We start from the raw sequence: 16333 nt of genomic DNA, 5'->3' as shown, positions 1-16333 counted from the left end.
AGCACGGTCCGGGATACCAGTTGCTGGCCTTCGGCCTGCCACACGACTAGAGAGCTAACCAGCCTGGACACAGAGGACCGCGCACCGAGTTCGTGGTGCGCGCTGAACGGTGAGACAAGCAACCTCGAGCGCGCCAACCGTCGAGCCGTCCGCGGTGCGGTGTCGGGCTCATGACAAACGGTTGCTCAACTTTCATTCCTCGACTCTCCATCCTCCTCGGTTGAAGTTTCGCCCGCCCCTTCGTGTTCGGAGGGCTCCTTGCTGACTTCGCCCTTACGCTCGCCGAAGAGGAACGCGTGAACATCAAAATCGGGATCGTGGTCGTCTGCGACGAGGCGCGCTTCCCAGGCGAGAAGAGCCTCGTTGCCGGGCATTTCTGCGACGGCGTTTGCGGCGAATGTGACCGCCTCCTCGTGTCTGCCAGCGGCTTCGAGTTGGTCGGCGGCTTCGAGCTGGATCAGTGCCTCGATGACGGCGGGTAACGGCGCGTGGTTCTTTGTGTGTCGGGCGTCGTTTCGTGCCCGAGCCATGGTGCCCCAGTCGTCCACGGTCCATGTCGGAATCGAGTGGTTCGACAAAATCGAGACTGTGTACGCACTAGGTGACGGTGTTTCCAGCACGGCCTTGTACTCGTCAATGAAGGCCGCTGCCTCGGGGCGGTGATCCGCGGCGTCGACCCACGCATGCCACAGTACGTGTATAGCGATTAGGGCCGTCCTGGCCTCACCGTTGGGCAGCCTCGGGACCAGATCTTCAATCTCCTGACAGACTTGGTCGAGCGGGAATCCGTCGGTGTGTTGCCCGCTAATCCGGCCGATGAGTGCCTCCGCGAAACCATCAAGCCTTCGGGCCGCCGTCTGCGCCGTGAGTCCGCCGGTATGCCAGATCCAATACTGCGGTGCGAGCTGCATTTCAACGATGCCGGGCAGGGTGTTGCGGTAGTCCCAAGGGGCGGACTGAACCTTCTGCGCATCGGCGATGTACCGTCGAACTACGTGCCTGATGAGGCGCCATAGACCGCCGAGGGTGAGCACGCGCTCGAAGCTCGGTTCGTAGGCTGTTTCTGCGCCGTCGGTGAAAAGCCACACGCTTTCGCCGAGGTCTTCGAGTACATGGCTTCGTCGCGACCGGATGTCGTAGGCAATGCCAAGCATCCGCTCGATGTCCGGTGCTCGAGGCGGCCGGACCGTCCCCGCGGCGTCATCGCGGTAGTAGTTCGGTGAGATTCGGGCCAGTGTTGAAGAAACGAAGCGTCGTTTCAGGCCCGCCCGATCGGCTATGAGAACAGCAACACGAACCTTGTCGGCTGCTTCCTTATTTAGACCTACCAGGGCGGCGTCGATAATCTTGCGCTTAGAGCCGTCGTAGCGGTCCCACTTCACCGGGGTGGACAGTTCGTCGTCCGAAATTGATTCGAGAGCAGCCACCAGATCCGTGTAGGAACCCGTGGGATCGTCGAGGGCTCGTCGTGTTGCGTCGACCGCGTTACGGATGACTCGCATGACGCGCGCAAAGTCGTCTCGGCTCAGGCCAAGGAGGTCGTTCATGAACCGCCGGAGATCTTCCCACTGATTGGGTTGCACCGTTTGCCTCGGTTCAAACAGGCCTGGGAAAAGGTCGTTGGCCGATCGTCCGCGCGGCCTGCCGTCGCCGGTGACCAGACGCCGGATTTGGTCGTGGTTCCGGCTGACGGTGCGGTTCAGCGCAAACGTCATCAGGTAGGCAAGGTCGTCGACCAGCTCAGTTCCATCAGTGGCGATCATGAAATCATCGGTGCCGTCGGGGAGTTGTTGTTCGAGTCGGTCGACGACCGCGATCATCGCCGATGAGGTAAGCCCCATCTCGGTCGAAGCGATCACTTCCCCGACCGGCAACCTGATCGGAGGGTCTCCGATGAACCAAGCGTTGCTGTAGACCGTGTAGCGGTGCTCAGTCTCGTTGAGCGGGACATCGGGACGGAAGAACCGTCCTGCGGCGATTTGGAGCATCAACTGCCCACGTAACTCTCGTGCGATCTTCTTCTTGCCCATATTCCTATAGTCGCTTGTCGATGGCCGGAGCCAGCATCGATGGCGACGGCCCCAATGATCGAGCATCAGGTTTTGGCTGGGAAACTGCATCACATCTGCAGCGAGCATCGACGTCTATGAGGCGTCTCATTTCGCCACTAATATTCCGGGTCATCTATGACATGACTTCGGTGCTCGTCACCGATTCGAAGGACCCGAAGGGCCATGGGGAAGTGGGTAGGCGAGGACCGTGGTAACCACTGGCGGTGTACTTCCCGTTCAGGGCTGAGGGTTCGCGAGAAGGCACTTGCACCGTGCGGCGGTGCACCGCTCAGGTGCACCTCGCTAGTCGTCGGACCTCGGACTCTTTTCGGCATAGCGTTACATTGTGCTGTGCTTGCACGTACCGTCTTGCCTACGGAGTTCAAAGGTGGAAGCAATAAGAGGGTTCGCATGTTTCTACGGCGGACGATAGAGCCAGATAGTATCTCGATGTGACATCAGTAGTGGCCTGGGAACGTCAGGTGGGACCGCTTTCGGAAATGATTGTCGTTAGCGACAGTCGTCTTGGTGGCGGTGAGCGTTGGGACGCTTGCGCGAAGATATTCGACGTTGGTCGCGACGACGCGCTCCTTGCCTTCGCGGGGAACACCTGGCGGGCACTACCGTTGGTGTTCCAGGCTGTCGCCACCACGCGTTCCTACAACGGCTCGGCCCTTCGAACCCTTGATCTTCACCAGTTCGCAAGACATCTGGAGAGCGTGCTGAACGCAGTACTGGACGAGGCAAAGGGGCCGGCCGCCCTCGAAGTGCCTGAGTGTGAATTCCTTCTAGCCGGCTGGTCATGGAGACTCAACGGCTTTCGCATCTACCGTTACACATTCGATAAGGACAACTGGCGCTTCTCAGGCAACGGCACTCCGGGCCGACTCCCTCCGGCACTTCGTGGCCACGGACGCGGAACTCGCTTCGCTACTATTGGAGACGGCGGTAGGAGACTCCAGGGAGCGCTAGCCCGGGATTACAACAAGGGACTTATATCCGGAGCGCTGGACTACCATCCTCTCGAATACCTCTACCGCCAAACCCAGGACTCATCTAGAAACGAGGAATCCGTGGGTGGCCCGGTCCAGGTGTCCAAGGTGTATCGCTCAATCCGAGTGGAGCACTTCGCCGTACGCACCGCCAATGGCCTGTCCGTTTCGGGAAGACCAGTCTTGCCGTACGAACACCTCGATCTCCGGGCGATCGAGCGGCGCGATGATTCCGGCGAGTGGTTTACGGAAGCCAGTGCTCCCCAGATCCCAGCAGCACGCGCCGCGCTTGAAACGCTGGAGCCAATCATGGATAGCGACAACGACTAGACACCGAGAGGAGTCCCGAGTCATGAAACCATGCATTTCACGACGATTGCGCACGAGCTGACGCGGTGGATCATGAGGAAATCGATCGATTCAAACCTGTGTGCGCACCGGAAGCCCTACCGGGCCGTGACGACTTTGGTGCCCGGGGAGCGGTGTGTCGTTGTGCCGTGGTTAGTTGCGGGTGCTGTTCTGCTGGGTACCCGCGCAGGGTTCAGGGTCTGGAGTGCAAGCTAGGGGACCGCGTCGGGGCGAAAACTTTCGTCCCTAGTCCGTGCACTTCGCTCTGGGAGGGTTCCATTTCCGGTGCGGTAGCGCCCTGGTTGCGCGGAGGACCCGCCCAGCGATCATGAGACATATCGAAATGGCGTGCAGCGAAACTTCGTCCCCGTCCATGTAACTCATCTAAGGCAGCGACATGGCCCGGATGGCAGAGATGTAAGGACAAGAAAGGGTGTTGACAGTGTCAACACCCTTGGCTCCGGAATGGGTCGTACATCGGCGGATCTGCCCCGGAATGCTTCTGTTTTTGCAGGATCCCAGTGTTTTCACGGGGTGGGATGCGGTTCGAGTCCCACCTCGGGCACGCGTTCCCCCTCGTCAGAGGAAGTTTTGCTTAATGTGTGGACATTGACCCTTCGCGGGTCCCTCTGACGCTGGCCGCGGTCGGTGCCTGGCGCCGCGGTGGCCTATGAAGTTAGGTGGGTGGCGGGTTCAGGTGCCCTGGCTGGTGGCCCTCCGCCTGCTGGATGTGGGGTCATTTAGGTCTCCTTTCTGGCTTGTTCTGGTGGGCGTGGTCGGTCTTTCACCTATTCATGTCGCGGACTTGTGCGAATGACATGACCTGAGCGGATTTTCTTCGATTTTTGGCCTCGATTCGGTCCTCCTCTGTGAGATGGAAGAGCGGGAATGTGGCCGGTTGTCCGGCCAAAGGGGTGTGTACATTGTCCACAGTCTGTCGACGGGGGCTGTTCAGCTTGCATCTTCGTCCCTTCTGCCATTTCTGCCGACACCACTTCATGCAGTCACGCGTTCCAAGTGACATGACTTGCCTACAGTTCTTCGAAAGTCCTGGAGGATCTTGGCAGACCCGTCGGTCACCCAGCCGGAAGATCTATCGGCGTCCATGCGGGGATGTAAGTCACTCCGACAGAATCCAGGTGTGTGGGACCCGGACTGTTCTTCCGGTCCGGGTTGGCGTGTCATACCTGGTCATCACCTTGCAGCGGTTTCCGACATGACTGGACCTCGAGGCTTGGTGGGTGGTCGTCTGAATCGGAGATACGCTCTAGCTCCTTCTCGCGATGCGTAAGGAATAATACTCTCCATGACCAGCAGGGAGACCGGTAAAGAGGGACGCCCAAAAGCCGGCCACGCGCACAGCGGCACATGTCGACGTCGCCACCACGCTGCCGGAAGCCATGACCGGCAGGGCAAGCCCCGCGAAAGCGGCGGTCGGCGACAAGCCGGTCTTCGCATATATCGCCAGCCTGCCACAGCCGCAGCGCGGCATCGCCGAAACGGTCGATGCGCTGGCGGCAAAGACGCTGCCCGACCTCCTGCGCTCCGTGAAGTGGGGCATGTCGTACTACGGCGTCGGCGACGGATGGTGCTTCAGCTGCGGCGGTTTTGCTGGCCATGTCAAGCTCATGTTCGTGAATGGCGCGGCGCTCGAGCCTGTACCGCCGGCGACACCGGTGGGGATGGGCAAGTCGACGCGGGGTGTGGAGCTCGAATCCATGGACGACATCGACGAACGCCAGATCGAGGCGTGGATGAAGCAGGTCGCGTCCGTGCCGGGTGTTGGGGGCAAGAGGCGTTGAACCCGGGGCTTGCTGCCGAGGCAAACGGTCGCCGGGAAACGCATGACACGTGAGGCGAATAGTCTTTGCGGGTGAAGAACATTGTCTGTTTTGAACTATTCGGGTCGGCCATCGCGTCCGCGCAGATCTTCCCCAATGTCACAAGGCGACAGCGCAGAATGTCAGAACACGGCCCTTCCGTGCCCGTAGCGGGACCCCGGACGGCAAACCTGGGTGGAGGTCGAGACGCCATCCTCAGCGTCCCCTCAGCGTCCCCTCAGATATTCAACAACGATTCGTCAAACCAGACATCGGGACTGCCCGGATTTCGTTGACTCTCGGGGTTTTGTGTTGTCAGGCGGCTTTGAGACCGCTATTGATTGTCTCAAACTCGACCGGCGTTAGCCGTCCGAGGCCCCGTTGGCGGCGTTTCCGGTGGTAGGTTTTCTCGATCCAGGCCACGATGGCCAGGCGTAGATGCGCCCGGGTGGACCACCGTTGGCTGTCCAGCACGTTCTTCTGCAGGAGTGAGAAGATCGTGCCCGCCGTCCGAGTGAGCCTATTGCCAAGGCGCACATCTCCAAGTCGGTGCTTCTTGGACAAGTTGCCGGTTCGGACGTCCAGCGTCATCGGCACAGGCAAGAAATCAATGCGGGTCTGACTTCGTAATGAGCCACGACGCCGGGCTACTGAAGCGCCTTGAGGATGTCTGAGTTCTCGCCTCGAATAACGACGACATCGTCGCCTTGCCAGATCTTCTTCTCTGCGACGCACTTCCTGGCCACAACCGTCATGGGTGTGACGGCGCGTCCCTCCCGCACGTCCAACAAGTGGTGGCCGCAATATAGCACTTGAGTTGTAGAACACCTGAGTTGTATTATGGACTCGATGTGGAATGTTGACGTGGGACTCGTTGAGCCGTGGCTGTTAGGTCTTGACCAAGACTCGTATGAGCAGATCGTTGCTGCATTAGAGCTTCTCGCCGAGCGCGGGCCTCAACTTGGTCGTCCATTGGTCGACACAGTGGTTCGTTCACGGCATAAGAATATGAAGGAGCTGCGGCCGGGATCGAGCGGGCGGTCGGAACTGCGAATCCTGTTTGCCTTTGATCCGGAGCGGCGGGCAATCTTGCTTGTCGCGGGGCACAAAGCGGGCAACTGGAGCAAGTGGTACAAGACGAACATTCCGGTTGCTGATGACCTGTTCGATGATCATCTGAGGATTCTGAAAGGAGGGGCATAGTGGCGAAGTCCATGGAGGAACTACTGGCCAAGCGTCCGGTTGACCAGGCAGCTGTGAATGCCCACAAGAAGCGCATGGTCGATGAGGTCCGGGCCTACCGGCTTCGGGAGCTCCGCGAGGCCTCTGAGCTGACGCAGGTCGAGCTGGCTGGGCGCCTGCATGTCAGCCAGAACAGGGTGTCCCGCATTGAACACGGTGACATTGATCGTGCCCAGGTCGATACTTTACGGAAATACGTCGAGGCGCTCGGCGGCCGGCTTCGTGTCGAGGTTGAGCTAGGCGACGAACGAATCCAAATCGCCTGACGAAGCGACTCGGACCGATCCGCGACGGCAGCCGTCGGCCCGGACGGCGAGGTTCAAATGCGGGAGGATGGGTGTCAAATGCGCACACCGGGGCTTCCGACTCGCCCGTGGTGCTGCCGGACGGGCCCGGATTCTTGTGTTTCCTTCGGAGTCCAGTCTTTTCAGTAGCCCGTTCGAGTCCAACCTCGGGCACATTGTCTCCGCAGGTCAGACTGGTTTCTTGCTTCTAACGCAATAGGTTAGCCTCATGACAAACACAGAGGACTTGGCCAACTGTCGGCCCGCGGCGGTTAAGAAGCTGGCGCGAGGAAACTACGAGGAGAGGTTCGGCATCGTTGCCAAGTTTCCTGGTGTATGCGGAATTTGCGGAGGGACGTGCGTTCCAGGTGACAGGATCTTCAAGTTGCCTGAATCGCGCCGTTCTAATGTGAATCCCCTGGGTCTGCCGCGGCTGTCGCTACCCGGAAAATCGCTCTGAGCCAACGCTCGAAGAGGTACTCGTTAAACTGAACCACCGCAACCACGCCGGGCTTACACCCGGACTCAACCGACACGACGTTGGACATTTGCTCACCCTGCACGGCACCCTCGCTGTCGAAGCCGCGTCCACACTTGAGGATATGCCAGCATTGAACAAACTCCGACGAGCGCATGCCGAACGAGTCTCGGCGAACCTCAATCGCGCCGAACTCTTGGATCTCCTCGAAGGCTTCGTCCGTCAAGGCCTTATTAAGCGAGTCGGACGGAGTCGCTACGACAGCATCCCTTCGAAGGTCGGGGCGGCGGTTTCCCAGATTGGCCATGATTCGGTGCAATTCGGGATGGCAATTGAATCCTCGTGTTCACGAAGACCTTGATCACATGCCCGAGGAACTCGCCGCCGAGGAGGTCACTTCGAAGTCAGCGCCTCTGCTTCAGGGAGCCGAGTTGGTTCTGCCAGCGCCATGCCCGTCGTCGCTATATCAGCGAGGGACCGCTTTTCGTCATGAGTCGTGACGCCGAGCTGTCGGCCCGGTCTTGAGGACGCGTGATCGTCAAACTGAACATTGAAGACGCGCTTCAGGGTTTCATAGGTGCTGCCCTCACTTCCCCGACGTCGGAATGCTCGCATCGGCTTTGGCCCAGAATGGCATTCGGTATTTTTTGAGCGTCGATCTTGTGCGTAGCTGATGATTCATTCCTCGGCCTCGGGCTTGAGCGCGGTGGCTGCGTCGAGTGCGTCGTCGACGACGATGAGGTAGTTGTCCCGGCCTGCGGCCAGGGGGATGGAGTGGTCGCCGTATTTGTCGTAGGCGAGGTCGACGGCGTCGTTGGCGTTGGTGATGTTGAGCTTGCGGAGGAGGCGGGCGATGTCGAGGGTGTCTTTGTCGCGTTCGGCGGCGATTTTCATTGCCAGAAGCGTTTCGGTATCCGCGGCCTCGATGGTTAACCCGTCCAGTTGTTCCAGGTTCACCCAGGTGGCGTTGTCCGGGACAAACGCTGCTGCGTTGGAGTTCAGCCAATCGGGCGCGAGGTCATAGTGCGCTGCCATCTCGGTGACGATCGTGTTGACGGTGGTTGGGTCGGCGTAGCTGGCGTCGATGTCGGCTGTGGGGCGGTTGCCGATTCCTTGCAGGATGAGCGCGGCGCCTCCGACGAGTTTGATGTCACCGTGGATGCCGCGGACCTTCAGGCGTCGGCCGAGTTCGTGGAGGAGCGCGCGGATTTGATCAGCGGTGAGTTCTCCGCCGCTCATGCGGTGGCCAGGCTGCGTTCGCGGATGAACACGTTCATGGCGGCGAGTTCGGCTGGTGTTTCGGAGACGGTGAGTTTCTTCATGGGTTCCCGGATGCTCCGGTAGGACTCTCCCGGCATCCATGCCTCATTGAGGGCTTTGACGCGTCTGGTCCAAGGCGGGGCGGGTTGCCCTAGCCGGTGTGCGGTGTAGTTGGTGATGCCGGCCAGGGCTGCGGACCAATGCGGTTCCTTGATCCGGGGGCTGCGCTGGAGTAGCGGTCTTCCGGCTTTGAGGGATGCAGTGGCGTAGTCGGCGAGCATCTTTATGGCGAACTCGAAGTCCCGTGAGCCGATCAGCTGGGTGAAGGTTTCGGCGTAATCCCGCCGTGCCGGGTCGTAGTCGCTTCCGCGGGGCATGGGGTCGGCGGCAGTCAGCGACAGCCCAAGGGTGCGGAAGACGGCCATGGTCTTGCCGAGTTCGGCCCGCTCGTGGCCGGCTTCGAGACCAACGATGAACTTCCGTGAAACACCACTCGCCTCCGCGAGCGACTGTTGCGAAAGGCCACGCTCCTGGCGGCGCGCGCGGATGATCGCGCCGGCGGCCGCAGGCGTGTCGATGCTGGTCATGTTCGTCAAACGACCTCCTTCACATATTCCATTATGTCACCGAATGGTGACAGCGGTGGCCTGTCGAACTTATCCGTCAACGAACTACGTTTGGTGATGCGTTGGTACTATCGGGCATGGATATGAACCGGCCCTGTCCAGAAGACAGCGTCCGCCCGAGCGGGTCAGTTGGCTGACGAGGCGCGCACACCTTCAAACCGGACGTGGTCCGTCAAGGGCCCGAGTTGGACCGTCATCGTCACGGCCGCGGTCGTGATGTCAGTGCTGGCTTGGACTTCGTGCTGCGCCACGACGCTGGGTTGTTGAAGGAGGCGTCGTGACGGCGAAATCATTAGACGGACTCTTGGCCAAGCGGCCTGTTGACCGCGTTGCTGTGGACGCCCATAAGAAGCGCATTGTGTGGGGGGCCGGGACTACCGGTGTGTTTCGTCAACTTTAAGTAGGCCATTTCAGCGCTAAGAATTAGGCCACCTGGGCACGCTTTCAGGCCATTCCGGCGGCTTGCCTATTTCATGAGGGCGTTCTTGACCCGGTAGGACTCGCCACGGAACTGCAACAGCCGTCCGTGGTGGACCAGCCGGTCGATGACGGCCGCGGCCATGTTGTCATCCCCGAACACCGTTCCCCAGCGGGAGAACTCCAAATTTGTGGTGATGATCAGGCTGCGTTTTTCATACCCGTCGGCGATGACCTGGAACAGCAGCCGTGCACCCTCGGTGTCGATCGGCAAATAGCCTAGCTCGTCGATGGCCAGGAGCTGGTTTTTGGCTAGGGACGCGAGCTCCTTGTCCAGCCGGTCTTCGTCCTTGGCCCGCCGCAACATCATGACCAGGGCGGAGGTGGTGAAGAACCTGGCTTGGATGCCCTGCCGACAGGCGGCTGCCACGAGGGCGGTGGCCATGTGGGTCTTTCCGGTGCCGACGTCCCCGTAGAGGACCAGGTCCTGGGCCCGGTTGATGAACTCCAGGGATTCGAGGGCCTCGCGTCCGTAGTCCTCGGGGAACCTGACACTGGTGTAGTCGAACCCCGTGAGTGTTTTCATGGCCGGTAGCCTCGCGGATTTCAGCAGCCGCTGGCGTCGTGATTCCTGCCGGGATTCGTGTTCGGCCAGCAGGACCCCGTGGAGGTATTCGCGTTGTTTCGGGGTGCCCTTCTCTGCCCATTCGGTTAAGACGCTGCCGGTCAGGGAGGCATGCTTGCCCGCGTCGAGGATGTCTTGGACGGTGATCGGGTTCATGCGACTTCTCCGGTGGTGGTGTTCAGGGTGGTGAAGGTGTCATAGACGCTCAGATCGACGTTGGCGGCGGCCGGTTCGGTGCCGTGGGCCATTCGGCGGGCGAGCATGCCCAGGGCTGCCATGTCAGGTTGGTCCCCGCGTCGGATCAGGGTGTCGGCAGCCTGCATTGCGGCATCGAAGCCGGCGGATCCGGACGCAGCATCCACCGCGTTGAGCAGGCGCCGCCGGTCAGTGGCAGTGGCTTGATCCAGCCAGTCGCGCACCGGATCGGTGACCAGGGCGCGAAGCGGGGAATGGGACCACGCACCGGGTTTGGTCACCAACAACGGGACCAAGGAAGCCGGTTCGAAGATCGTCTCGGTTTGCCGGCCGAAAGCCCGCGGGAAGGACCGTATCGGTTCGGAATGCTCGTCAAGGATCTCGATGACGTCGTGGCGCAATCCGACGGTGAGGCTCCGACTGTGGAAGGCAGGCCCGGCGGCGTAGGTGTTCCCGTCAATGAGCAGGTTCCCGGTCTTATCAGCCTTCCGGGATTCGTAGCGGACCGGGTCGAATCCGACCCCCGGCAACTCCAGGGACGCCGCCACGTCTTGGGTGAACAGTTCACCCAACGGCAGGCCCTTGCGATAGTGCGTGGTGCTGGCCAGGGCGTCGCACCGCGCCAGCAGAACCTCGTTGAGGCCTGCCAACGTGGCTGCCTCGGGCTCGGGGACCATGAAATTGCGGCGCAGGAATCCGACCGCGTTCTCCACGTTCCCCTTCTCATGGCCCGAGTACGGGTTGCAGTAGCGGGATTCTGCCCGGTAGTGCAGCTTGAACGCGCCAAACAGCTTCGTCTCCACGACCTTGGTCCCGACCCGGCGTCCAATGCCCGTGGCATTGTCAAAGACCATATGCCGTGGCACGGCCCCGATATGTTCAAACACCCTGCGCAGCCCGTGGCAGACACATTCGGCGGTCTCACCCCGGTACCCCTGCACGAAGCGCATGTTCGAGAACGGGAAGCTCACCACGAAGATGTGCAGGACCTGCCGGATCCCGGCAATGATCGCCTCGGCCTGCCCGAAGTCGACCTGTACCGTGCCCGCCGGCCAAACCAGTTCGGTGAAGCCCTCCCCGGCCTGCCGGTTCCGGGCCGTCCACTTCTTCACGTGGCGTTGCACCGGAGAATACGTGCCGGTGAAACCATGCTCATCCACGAGCCGGTCAAAGATCCGCTTGGCCGTATGCCGCTGCTTCCGCGGCCGCCGTTGGTCCTCGCCCAGCCACCGCTCAATGATGTGCTCGAACCCGGTCAGCACCGAGGCCCCGGGTCTGGCCAAGGGTGCCGGCGGTGCCGGGGAGAAGTCTTCCTGCTCGGCGTACTTGGCCACCGATGCCCGGCTGACGCCCAACGTGCGGGCGATCTCACGCACTGGGACTCCCCGGGAATCCAGTCTTCTGATATTTTCTTGAACGGACATGGGTACCGTCATCTGCTTTCCAGCCCTTCCGGCGCACACGCTTCGCAATGGCAGCGCCGTAAGGAACCTATCTGGGGGTGGCGGGCCCATGTCCCTGACACTCTAGGCAGGGCCCGAACCACCGGGTGATCTCTATCTCCAAACCAGCCCCGAAACAGCGATTTTCAGGAGAAAAGACTGGCCTGATTCTTACCGCTCTTTTGGCCTGAAACGAGCCACCAACTTGGCTCAAATTCTTGGCTGAAACGGCCTACAGATAGTCGATCACACACAACTACCGGCTTCGGGAGCTCCGGGGGTCCTCGGAGCTGACGCAGGTCGAGCTGGCCGGGCGTTTGAATGTCAGCCAGAACAGGGTGTCCCGCATCGAACAAGGTGACATTTATCGTGCCCGGGTCGACACCTTGCGAATGTACGGCGAGGAGGTCGGTGGCCGGCTGCGTGTTGAGGTTGAACTCGGTGACGAACGAATCCAGATCGCCTGACGAAGCGACTCGGAGCGGTCCGTATCGGCAGTCGTCTTGCCCGGATACCGAGGTTCAAGGGGCGGGAAGAAGGGTGTGCACAATGTGCACACCCTAGGCTTCCGAACGGGTCGTACATCGGTCGGACTGGCTCGGATTGGGGATGTTTTCGGGACTTCCCAGTGCTTGCAAGGGCGGGAATGCAGTTCGAGTCCCACCTCGGGCACAGTGTTTCCGCAGGTCAGAGGCTTTTGGGCCGCTGACTGTGGACAAATCTCCCTTTATGGGCCCCTTCGGGGCCCTTTTTTGTGGGTGGCCGTATGTTCTGGCTGGATCCCTCTTTCCTTGGGTTGCGCGGCTGTTGTTGGCTTGTTACGCCTTCATGGCGGCGTAGGGTTCGAGCTACATGACTCGTATCGGGATGGGGGAGCGTGCGGCGCCGGCCAGTTTCCTGGTTCTCTCCCGATAGGCGTTTCCGTGCTTCTTCACCCTTTGTTGGTGCAGTCCGCTGCTGTTGGACTTTGGGTGTCGTTCCGATAGGGGACCAGCCGCTGGGCACGAGGGTCCGGAGTGCAACTTGGGGAACCGGTGGCTTTGAGTCTGGGGCAGGGACAACCTCAAGTTGAGCCTTGCTTGTATCCGTTGGTATTTCTGCCGGGAAGCCCTCTCCTCGACCTTGAGTCGAGTTCCGGCATCCGGCCCGCCGTGCCGACCGCTACGACAAACCCATCCGACATGCCCTGGATACAAGAAGTACGCAATTTGTGTGACAGCGCCGCCGACGGGTTTGCGCCTGAGGTCGCGGACGACCTTCTGCGGATTGTCCCGCGGAGTCGGCACCGGTGAGTGCGGGATTCCTCTGGTGGAGTGCCATACCTCTAAGGCATGAAAATCCTCTGAAATTGGTCTTAGTCAGAATGGGACAGTCGCCGGATGATAGAAGGATACTCATGGCTGAAAGGAACCCCATGTCTATTTCCGTGGAATCTTCCGCAGGCGCGGCGCCCGCCCCCGCAGCTGCCTGCGCCGCCGAGCCCTTCTCCGCACAGCAACACCTCGCGCGCCGCACCTTGGCCGCCCGCCCCTCCGAAGTCCGCAAGGTGTTCCGGGCCGCCCAGCGACCCGGCATAATTTCCTTCGCCAACGGCGCCCCCTACCTCGGCGCCCTGCCGTTCGACCGGATCGCGGAGGCAGCCCGGTGCATCCTTGTCGAGAGCGGGCAGCGGTCTTTCCAGTACGGGGCCAGCGACGGCATTCCGGAACTGCGCGAGCACATCACCGGGCTCATGGCCCTCGAAGGCATCACCGCCGACCCCAACCAGGTCCTCGTCACGTCCGGCAGCCAGCAGGCACTCGATGTCGCCGCCAGGGTTCTGGTCAACCCCGGCGACGTCATCTTTGCCGAGGCGCCATCCTACGCCGGCGGCATGGCCGTCTTCACGAGCTACGAGGCCGAAATCGTGCACGTGCCCATGGACGCCGACGGTCTCATCCCGGCGGAACTTGAGCGCCTGATCGGCGAAGTCCGGGCCGCCGGCAAGACCGCCAAGGGCCTCTACACGATCCCCAACTTCCAGAACCCGGGCGGCGTCAACCTCTCCGCGGAGCGCCGCCTGCAGGTGGGGGAATTGTGCCGCAGCAACGATCTGCTGATCTTCGAGGACAACCCCTACGGGCTGCTCGGCTTCGACGGCGGGACCATGCGCGCCATCCAGCCCGGATTCGAGGACATCACCCTCTACTTCGGCTCCTTCTCCAAGATGATCGCCCCGGGGCTGCGTGTGGGCTGGGTCCTGCCGCCCGCCTCGCTCTACGGCCACCTCGTCAACGCCAGCGAGACATCCCAGCTGAACCCGTCGGTCTTCTCGCAGCAGCTCATCAGCGCCTATCTAGACGATGCGGCCTGGGAGTCCAAGCTGAGCGAATACCGCGGCATCTACAAGGAAAAGTTCGAGGCCCTCGTCGAGACGCTGGAACAGGTCATGCCGGCCGGCACCACCTGGAACCGGCCCACGGGAGGGTTCTACCTCTGGGTCAAACTCCCCGAGGGCGTCGACACTGAAGCGCTGGTCTACGAGTGCATCGAGCGCGGCGTCGTCTACGTTCCCGGGACGGCCTTTTACACGGACGGAAACGGACGCAGCGAACTGCGGATGTCCTTCTGCCTGCCACCCCTCGAGGACATCCGCAAGGGCGCCACCATTCTTGGCGAAGTCTTCACCGAAGCAGCCGCAGCGGCATCGTCCGTCGGCGCACAAGCAACGCCGATCGCCGGCTAGGAAACCATCATGACAATTACCCAAGATCGTGCCGAAGACGTCACGACCCCGGGGCAGCCTTCGGCTGCCTATGTTGAGGCCGGCGACGACGGCTACCGCAAGACCATGTCCAACTTCCAGATCCAGATGATCTCCCTGGGCGGCGCCATCGGCACCGGACTGTTCCTGGGCCTCGGATCCCGACTGCAGGCCGCCGGGCCGGCCCTGCTGATCGCGTACGCCGTCACCGGCGTCGTCGCCTATCTGCTGATGCGCGCCATCGGCGAGCTCGTCATGCACCGGCCCACCACCGGATCCTTCGTGTCCTACGCCCGCGAGTTCTTCGGCCACAGGCTCGCCCACACGACCGGCTGGGTCATGGTGACCCTGGGCGGTCTGCTCGGCGTCGTCGAGGTCACCGCGGTGGCCATCTACGTACAGTACTGGTGGCCGCACCTGGACGGCTGGATCCCGGCCCTCGTGGCCTGGCTCGTGATCGTCGGATCCAACCTCTTCTCCGCACGGATGTTCGGCTTCATCGAGGTCGGGGCAAGCCTCATCAAGGTCATCGCGATCGTCCTGTTCCTGGCCGCGGGCCTCATCATCGTGTTCTTCGGCGGTCCGATGGGCCTCGACACCCAGGCCAGCGTCAGCAACCTGTTCTCCGGCGGCTTCTTCACCCAGGGGCTGCTTCCGGTGGTGCTCGTGAGCCAGGGCGTCGTGTTCTCCTACTCCGGTGTCGAGATCGCCGCTGTGGCAGCCGGCGAGGCCAAAAACGCCCGCACGGTCATGCCCAAGGCCATCCGCAGCATCGTGTTCCGGATCGTCGTGTTCTACCTCGGCTCCGTGCTGGTCCTCAGCATGCTGCTGCCCACCAGCGAGTACAGCGGGGCCGAATCGCCCTTCGTCACGGCGCTGGCCGGACTCCACATCGGCTGGCTCCCCTCGGTGATGAACTTCGTGGTCCTGACCGCCTCCATTTCCGGCATCAACGCGACCTTGTACGCCTCCGTCCGGGCCCTGCGCACACTGGCGTCGAACGGTGAGGCGCCGCGCTTCACGGCCAAGATGACCAGAAGCGGGGTTCCGGTCGGAAGCCTGGCCGCCATCGGCGGGTTCTACCTGCTCGGCGTCCTCATGACTTATGTGTTCGGCGGGGCAGCCGTCTTCGAGACGGCCCTCGGTGCCTGCGCCGTGTGCATCCTGCTGCTGTGGGCCTCGCTCTTCGCCTGCCAGCTCCGCTTCCGCCAGCGGGTTAAGGCGGGCCTGCTGCCCGCCGTCGAATTCCGGATGCCCGGTGCGCCGTACACGTCCTGGCTGGCCTTGGCCGTCCTCGCCGTCGTCTTCCTGTCCATGGTGCTGCCGGGAACCAGCAGTACATGGTGGATGAGCCTGACGGGGACCGTGCTGCTGCTCGGAGCCATCGCTGTGGGCTATGAGTTCAGCAAGAGGCGCCGGGCAGCGTCCGAAGCCGCCGATTCCAAGGAACGAATGTTCCAAGACTGACTCCGCTGCCGTTTGACGGCGGCGCCTCAGCGCGGGACCGGGTGCACCGGATGAAAAGGGTCCGTCCACCATGGACATCAATCCGAGAACGATTGGCGTCCGCGGCCCGACGCGGTTTGCGAGTGTTCCGCTGATGATGTTGCCGACGAAGCTGAAGGCCGCCGAGGGCAGGAATGCGAGACCTGCCATCAGCGGTGTCAGCCCGAGATGTTGCTGGAGAAACAGGCTAAGCCTTGATCCACCGATCCGCGGTTGGTCCTGATTGATTTCGGGGCCGGCCGCGGTTTTTGGTTTCGGGCATGGCGGATCGCCGGCCTTGCTGCCGGTGGTGTTCCACTGTGTG

Annotated in this window: 13 protein-coding genes and 1 pseudogene; 7 read left to right on the top strand and 7 right to left on the bottom strand. The window is 61.8% G+C overall.

What is annotated here, in order from left to right; all coding sequences use genetic code 11:
• Positions 1-185: 185 nt before the first annotated feature.
• Positions 186-2030, bottom strand: a complete 1845-nt coding sequence (locus tag J9611_RS06055) for a hypothetical protein (RefSeq protein WP_211878576.1) — start codon at positions 2028-2030, stop codon at positions 186-188.
• Positions 2031-2503: 473 nt separating this feature from the next.
• On the opposite strand from J9611_RS06055, the gene J9611_RS06050 reads away from it, so the two are divergent.
• Complete coding sequence (locus J9611_RS06050; RefSeq protein ID WP_211878574.1) at positions 2504-3373, top strand: hypothetical protein; 870 nt, start codon at positions 2504-2506, stop codon at positions 3371-3373.
• A gap of 1418 nt (positions 3374-4791) precedes the next feature.
• Entirely contained in the window at positions 4792-5193 is a 402-nt protein-coding gene (locus tag J9611_RS06045; RefSeq protein ID WP_246527444.1) for a DUF1801 domain-containing protein, read from the top strand.
• A gap of 333 nt (positions 5194-5526) precedes the next feature.
• On the opposite strand, the pseudogene J9611_RS06040 reads toward J9611_RS06045, so the two are convergent.
• Positions 5527-5712, bottom strand: a pseudogene (locus J9611_RS06040) (IS3 family transposase); the annotation flags it as partial.
• A gap of 348 nt (positions 5713-6060) precedes the next feature.
• Between J9611_RS06040 and J9611_RS06035 the strand changes: the two are divergent.
• Positions 6061-6414, top strand: coding sequence for a type II toxin-antitoxin system RelE/ParE family toxin (locus J9611_RS06035; protein WP_211878572.1), 354 nt, complete (start codon positions 6061-6063; stop codon positions 6412-6414).
• Complete coding sequence (locus tag J9611_RS06030; protein ID WP_211878570.1) at positions 6414-6719, top strand: helix-turn-helix domain-containing protein; 306 nt, start codon at positions 6414-6416, stop codon at positions 6717-6719. The genes J9611_RS06035 and J9611_RS06030 overlap by 1 nt, the downstream gene beginning before the upstream one ends.
• Before the next feature lie 422 nt (positions 6720-7141).
• Here J9611_RS06030 and J9611_RS06025 read toward each other — a convergent pair whose 3' ends face one another.
• From J9611_RS06025 to istA, 5 genes are all read right to left on the bottom strand, one after another.
• Positions 7142-7441, bottom strand: a complete 300-nt coding sequence (locus J9611_RS06025) for a hypothetical protein (protein ID WP_211878568.1) — start codon at positions 7439-7441, stop codon at positions 7142-7144.
• A 452-nt stretch (positions 7442-7893) separates the two neighbouring features.
• Positions 7894-8454: a DUF6036 family nucleotidyltransferase gene (locus tag J9611_RS21750; protein WP_246527443.1), complete on the bottom strand. Its 561-nt coding sequence runs from the start codon at positions 8452-8454 to the stop codon at positions 7894-7896.
• On the bottom strand, positions 8451-9062 hold the full coding sequence (locus J9611_RS06015) for a helix-turn-helix domain-containing protein (protein ID WP_246527445.1): 612 nt from the start codon (positions 9060-9062) through the stop codon (positions 8451-8453). The genes J9611_RS21750 and J9611_RS06015 overlap by 4 nt, the downstream gene beginning before the upstream one ends.
• A gap of 505 nt (positions 9063-9567) precedes the next feature.
• Entirely contained in the window at positions 9568-10299 is a 732-nt protein-coding gene (gene istB / locus J9611_RS06010) for an IS21-like element helper ATPase IstB (RefSeq protein WP_211878564.1), read from the bottom strand.
• Entirely contained in the window at positions 10296-11762 is a 1467-nt protein-coding gene (istA, locus tag J9611_RS06005; protein ID WP_211878562.1) for an IS21 family transposase, read from the bottom strand. The genes istB and istA overlap by 4 nt, the downstream gene beginning before the upstream one ends.
• Before the next feature lie 263 nt (positions 11763-12025).
• Here istA and J9611_RS22705 point away from each other — a divergent pair, with 263 nt between their 5' ends.
• The 3 genes from J9611_RS22705 (at position 12026) to J9611_RS05990 (ending at position 15990) form a co-directional block, all read left to right on the top strand.
• A complete protein-coding gene (locus J9611_RS22705) occupies positions 12026-12247 on the top strand; it encodes a helix-turn-helix domain-containing protein (protein WP_211878627.1) in 222 nt (73 codons plus the stop codon).
• Positions 12248-13194: 947 nt separating this feature from the next.
• Positions 13195-14505 carry an aminotransferase-like domain-containing protein gene (locus J9611_RS05995; protein WP_211878560.1) on the top strand — a complete coding sequence of 437 codons (1311 nt, stop codon included), beginning with the start codon at positions 13195-13197 and terminating at the stop codon, positions 14503-14505.
• 9 nt (positions 14506-14514) lie between these two features.
• Positions 14515-15990 carry an amino acid permease gene (locus tag J9611_RS05990; protein ID WP_211878558.1) on the top strand — a complete coding sequence of 492 codons (1476 nt, stop codon included), beginning with the start codon at positions 14515-14517 and terminating at the stop codon, positions 15988-15990.
• Positions 15991-16333: the final 343 nt, after the last annotated feature.

Origin of the sequence: Pseudarthrobacter albicanus (assembly GCF_018224015.1) — a bacterium.
GTDB classification, from domain to species: Bacteria; Actinomycetota; Actinomycetes; order Actinomycetales; family Micrococcaceae; genus Arthrobacter; species Arthrobacter albicanus.
This window is presented reverse-complemented; position numbering and strand designations above follow the sequence as displayed.

What these genes read in the sequence shown, in the direction of transcription:
- J9611_RS06055 (WP_211878576.1), bottom strand. Translation starts at nt 2,030, where the DNA reads ATGGGCAAGAAGAAGATCGCACGAGAGTTACGTGGGCAGTTGATGCTC.
- J9611_RS06045 (WP_246527444.1), top strand. Translation starts at nt 4,792, where the DNA reads ATGACCGGCAGGGCAAGCCCCGCGAAAGCGGCGGTCGGCGACAAGCCG.
- J9611_RS06035 (WP_211878572.1), top strand. Translation starts at nt 6,061, where the DNA reads ATGTGGAATGTTGACGTGGGACTCGTTGAGCCGTGGCTGTTAGGTCTT.
- J9611_RS21750 (WP_246527443.1), bottom strand. Translation starts at nt 8,454, where the DNA reads ATGAGCGGCGGAGAACTCACCGCTGATCAAATCCGCGCGCTCCTCCAC.
- J9611_RS06015 (WP_246527445.1), bottom strand. Translation starts at nt 9,062, where the DNA reads ATGACCAGCATCGACACGCCTGCGGCCGCCGGCGCGATCATCCGCGCG.
- istB (WP_211878564.1), bottom strand. Translation starts at nt 10,299, where the DNA reads ATGAACCCGATCACCGTCCAAGACATCCTCGACGCGGGCAAGCATGCC.
- istA (WP_211878562.1), bottom strand. Translation starts at nt 11,762, where the DNA reads ATGTCCGTTCAAGAAAATATCAGAAGACTGGATTCCCGGGGAGTCCCA.
- J9611_RS05995 (WP_211878560.1), top strand. Translation starts at nt 13,195, where the DNA reads ATGTCTATTTCCGTGGAATCTTCCGCAGGCGCGGCGCCCGCCCCCGCA.
- J9611_RS05990 (WP_211878558.1), top strand. Translation starts at nt 14,515, where the DNA reads ATGACAATTACCCAAGATCGTGCCGAAGACGTCACGACCCCGGGGCAG.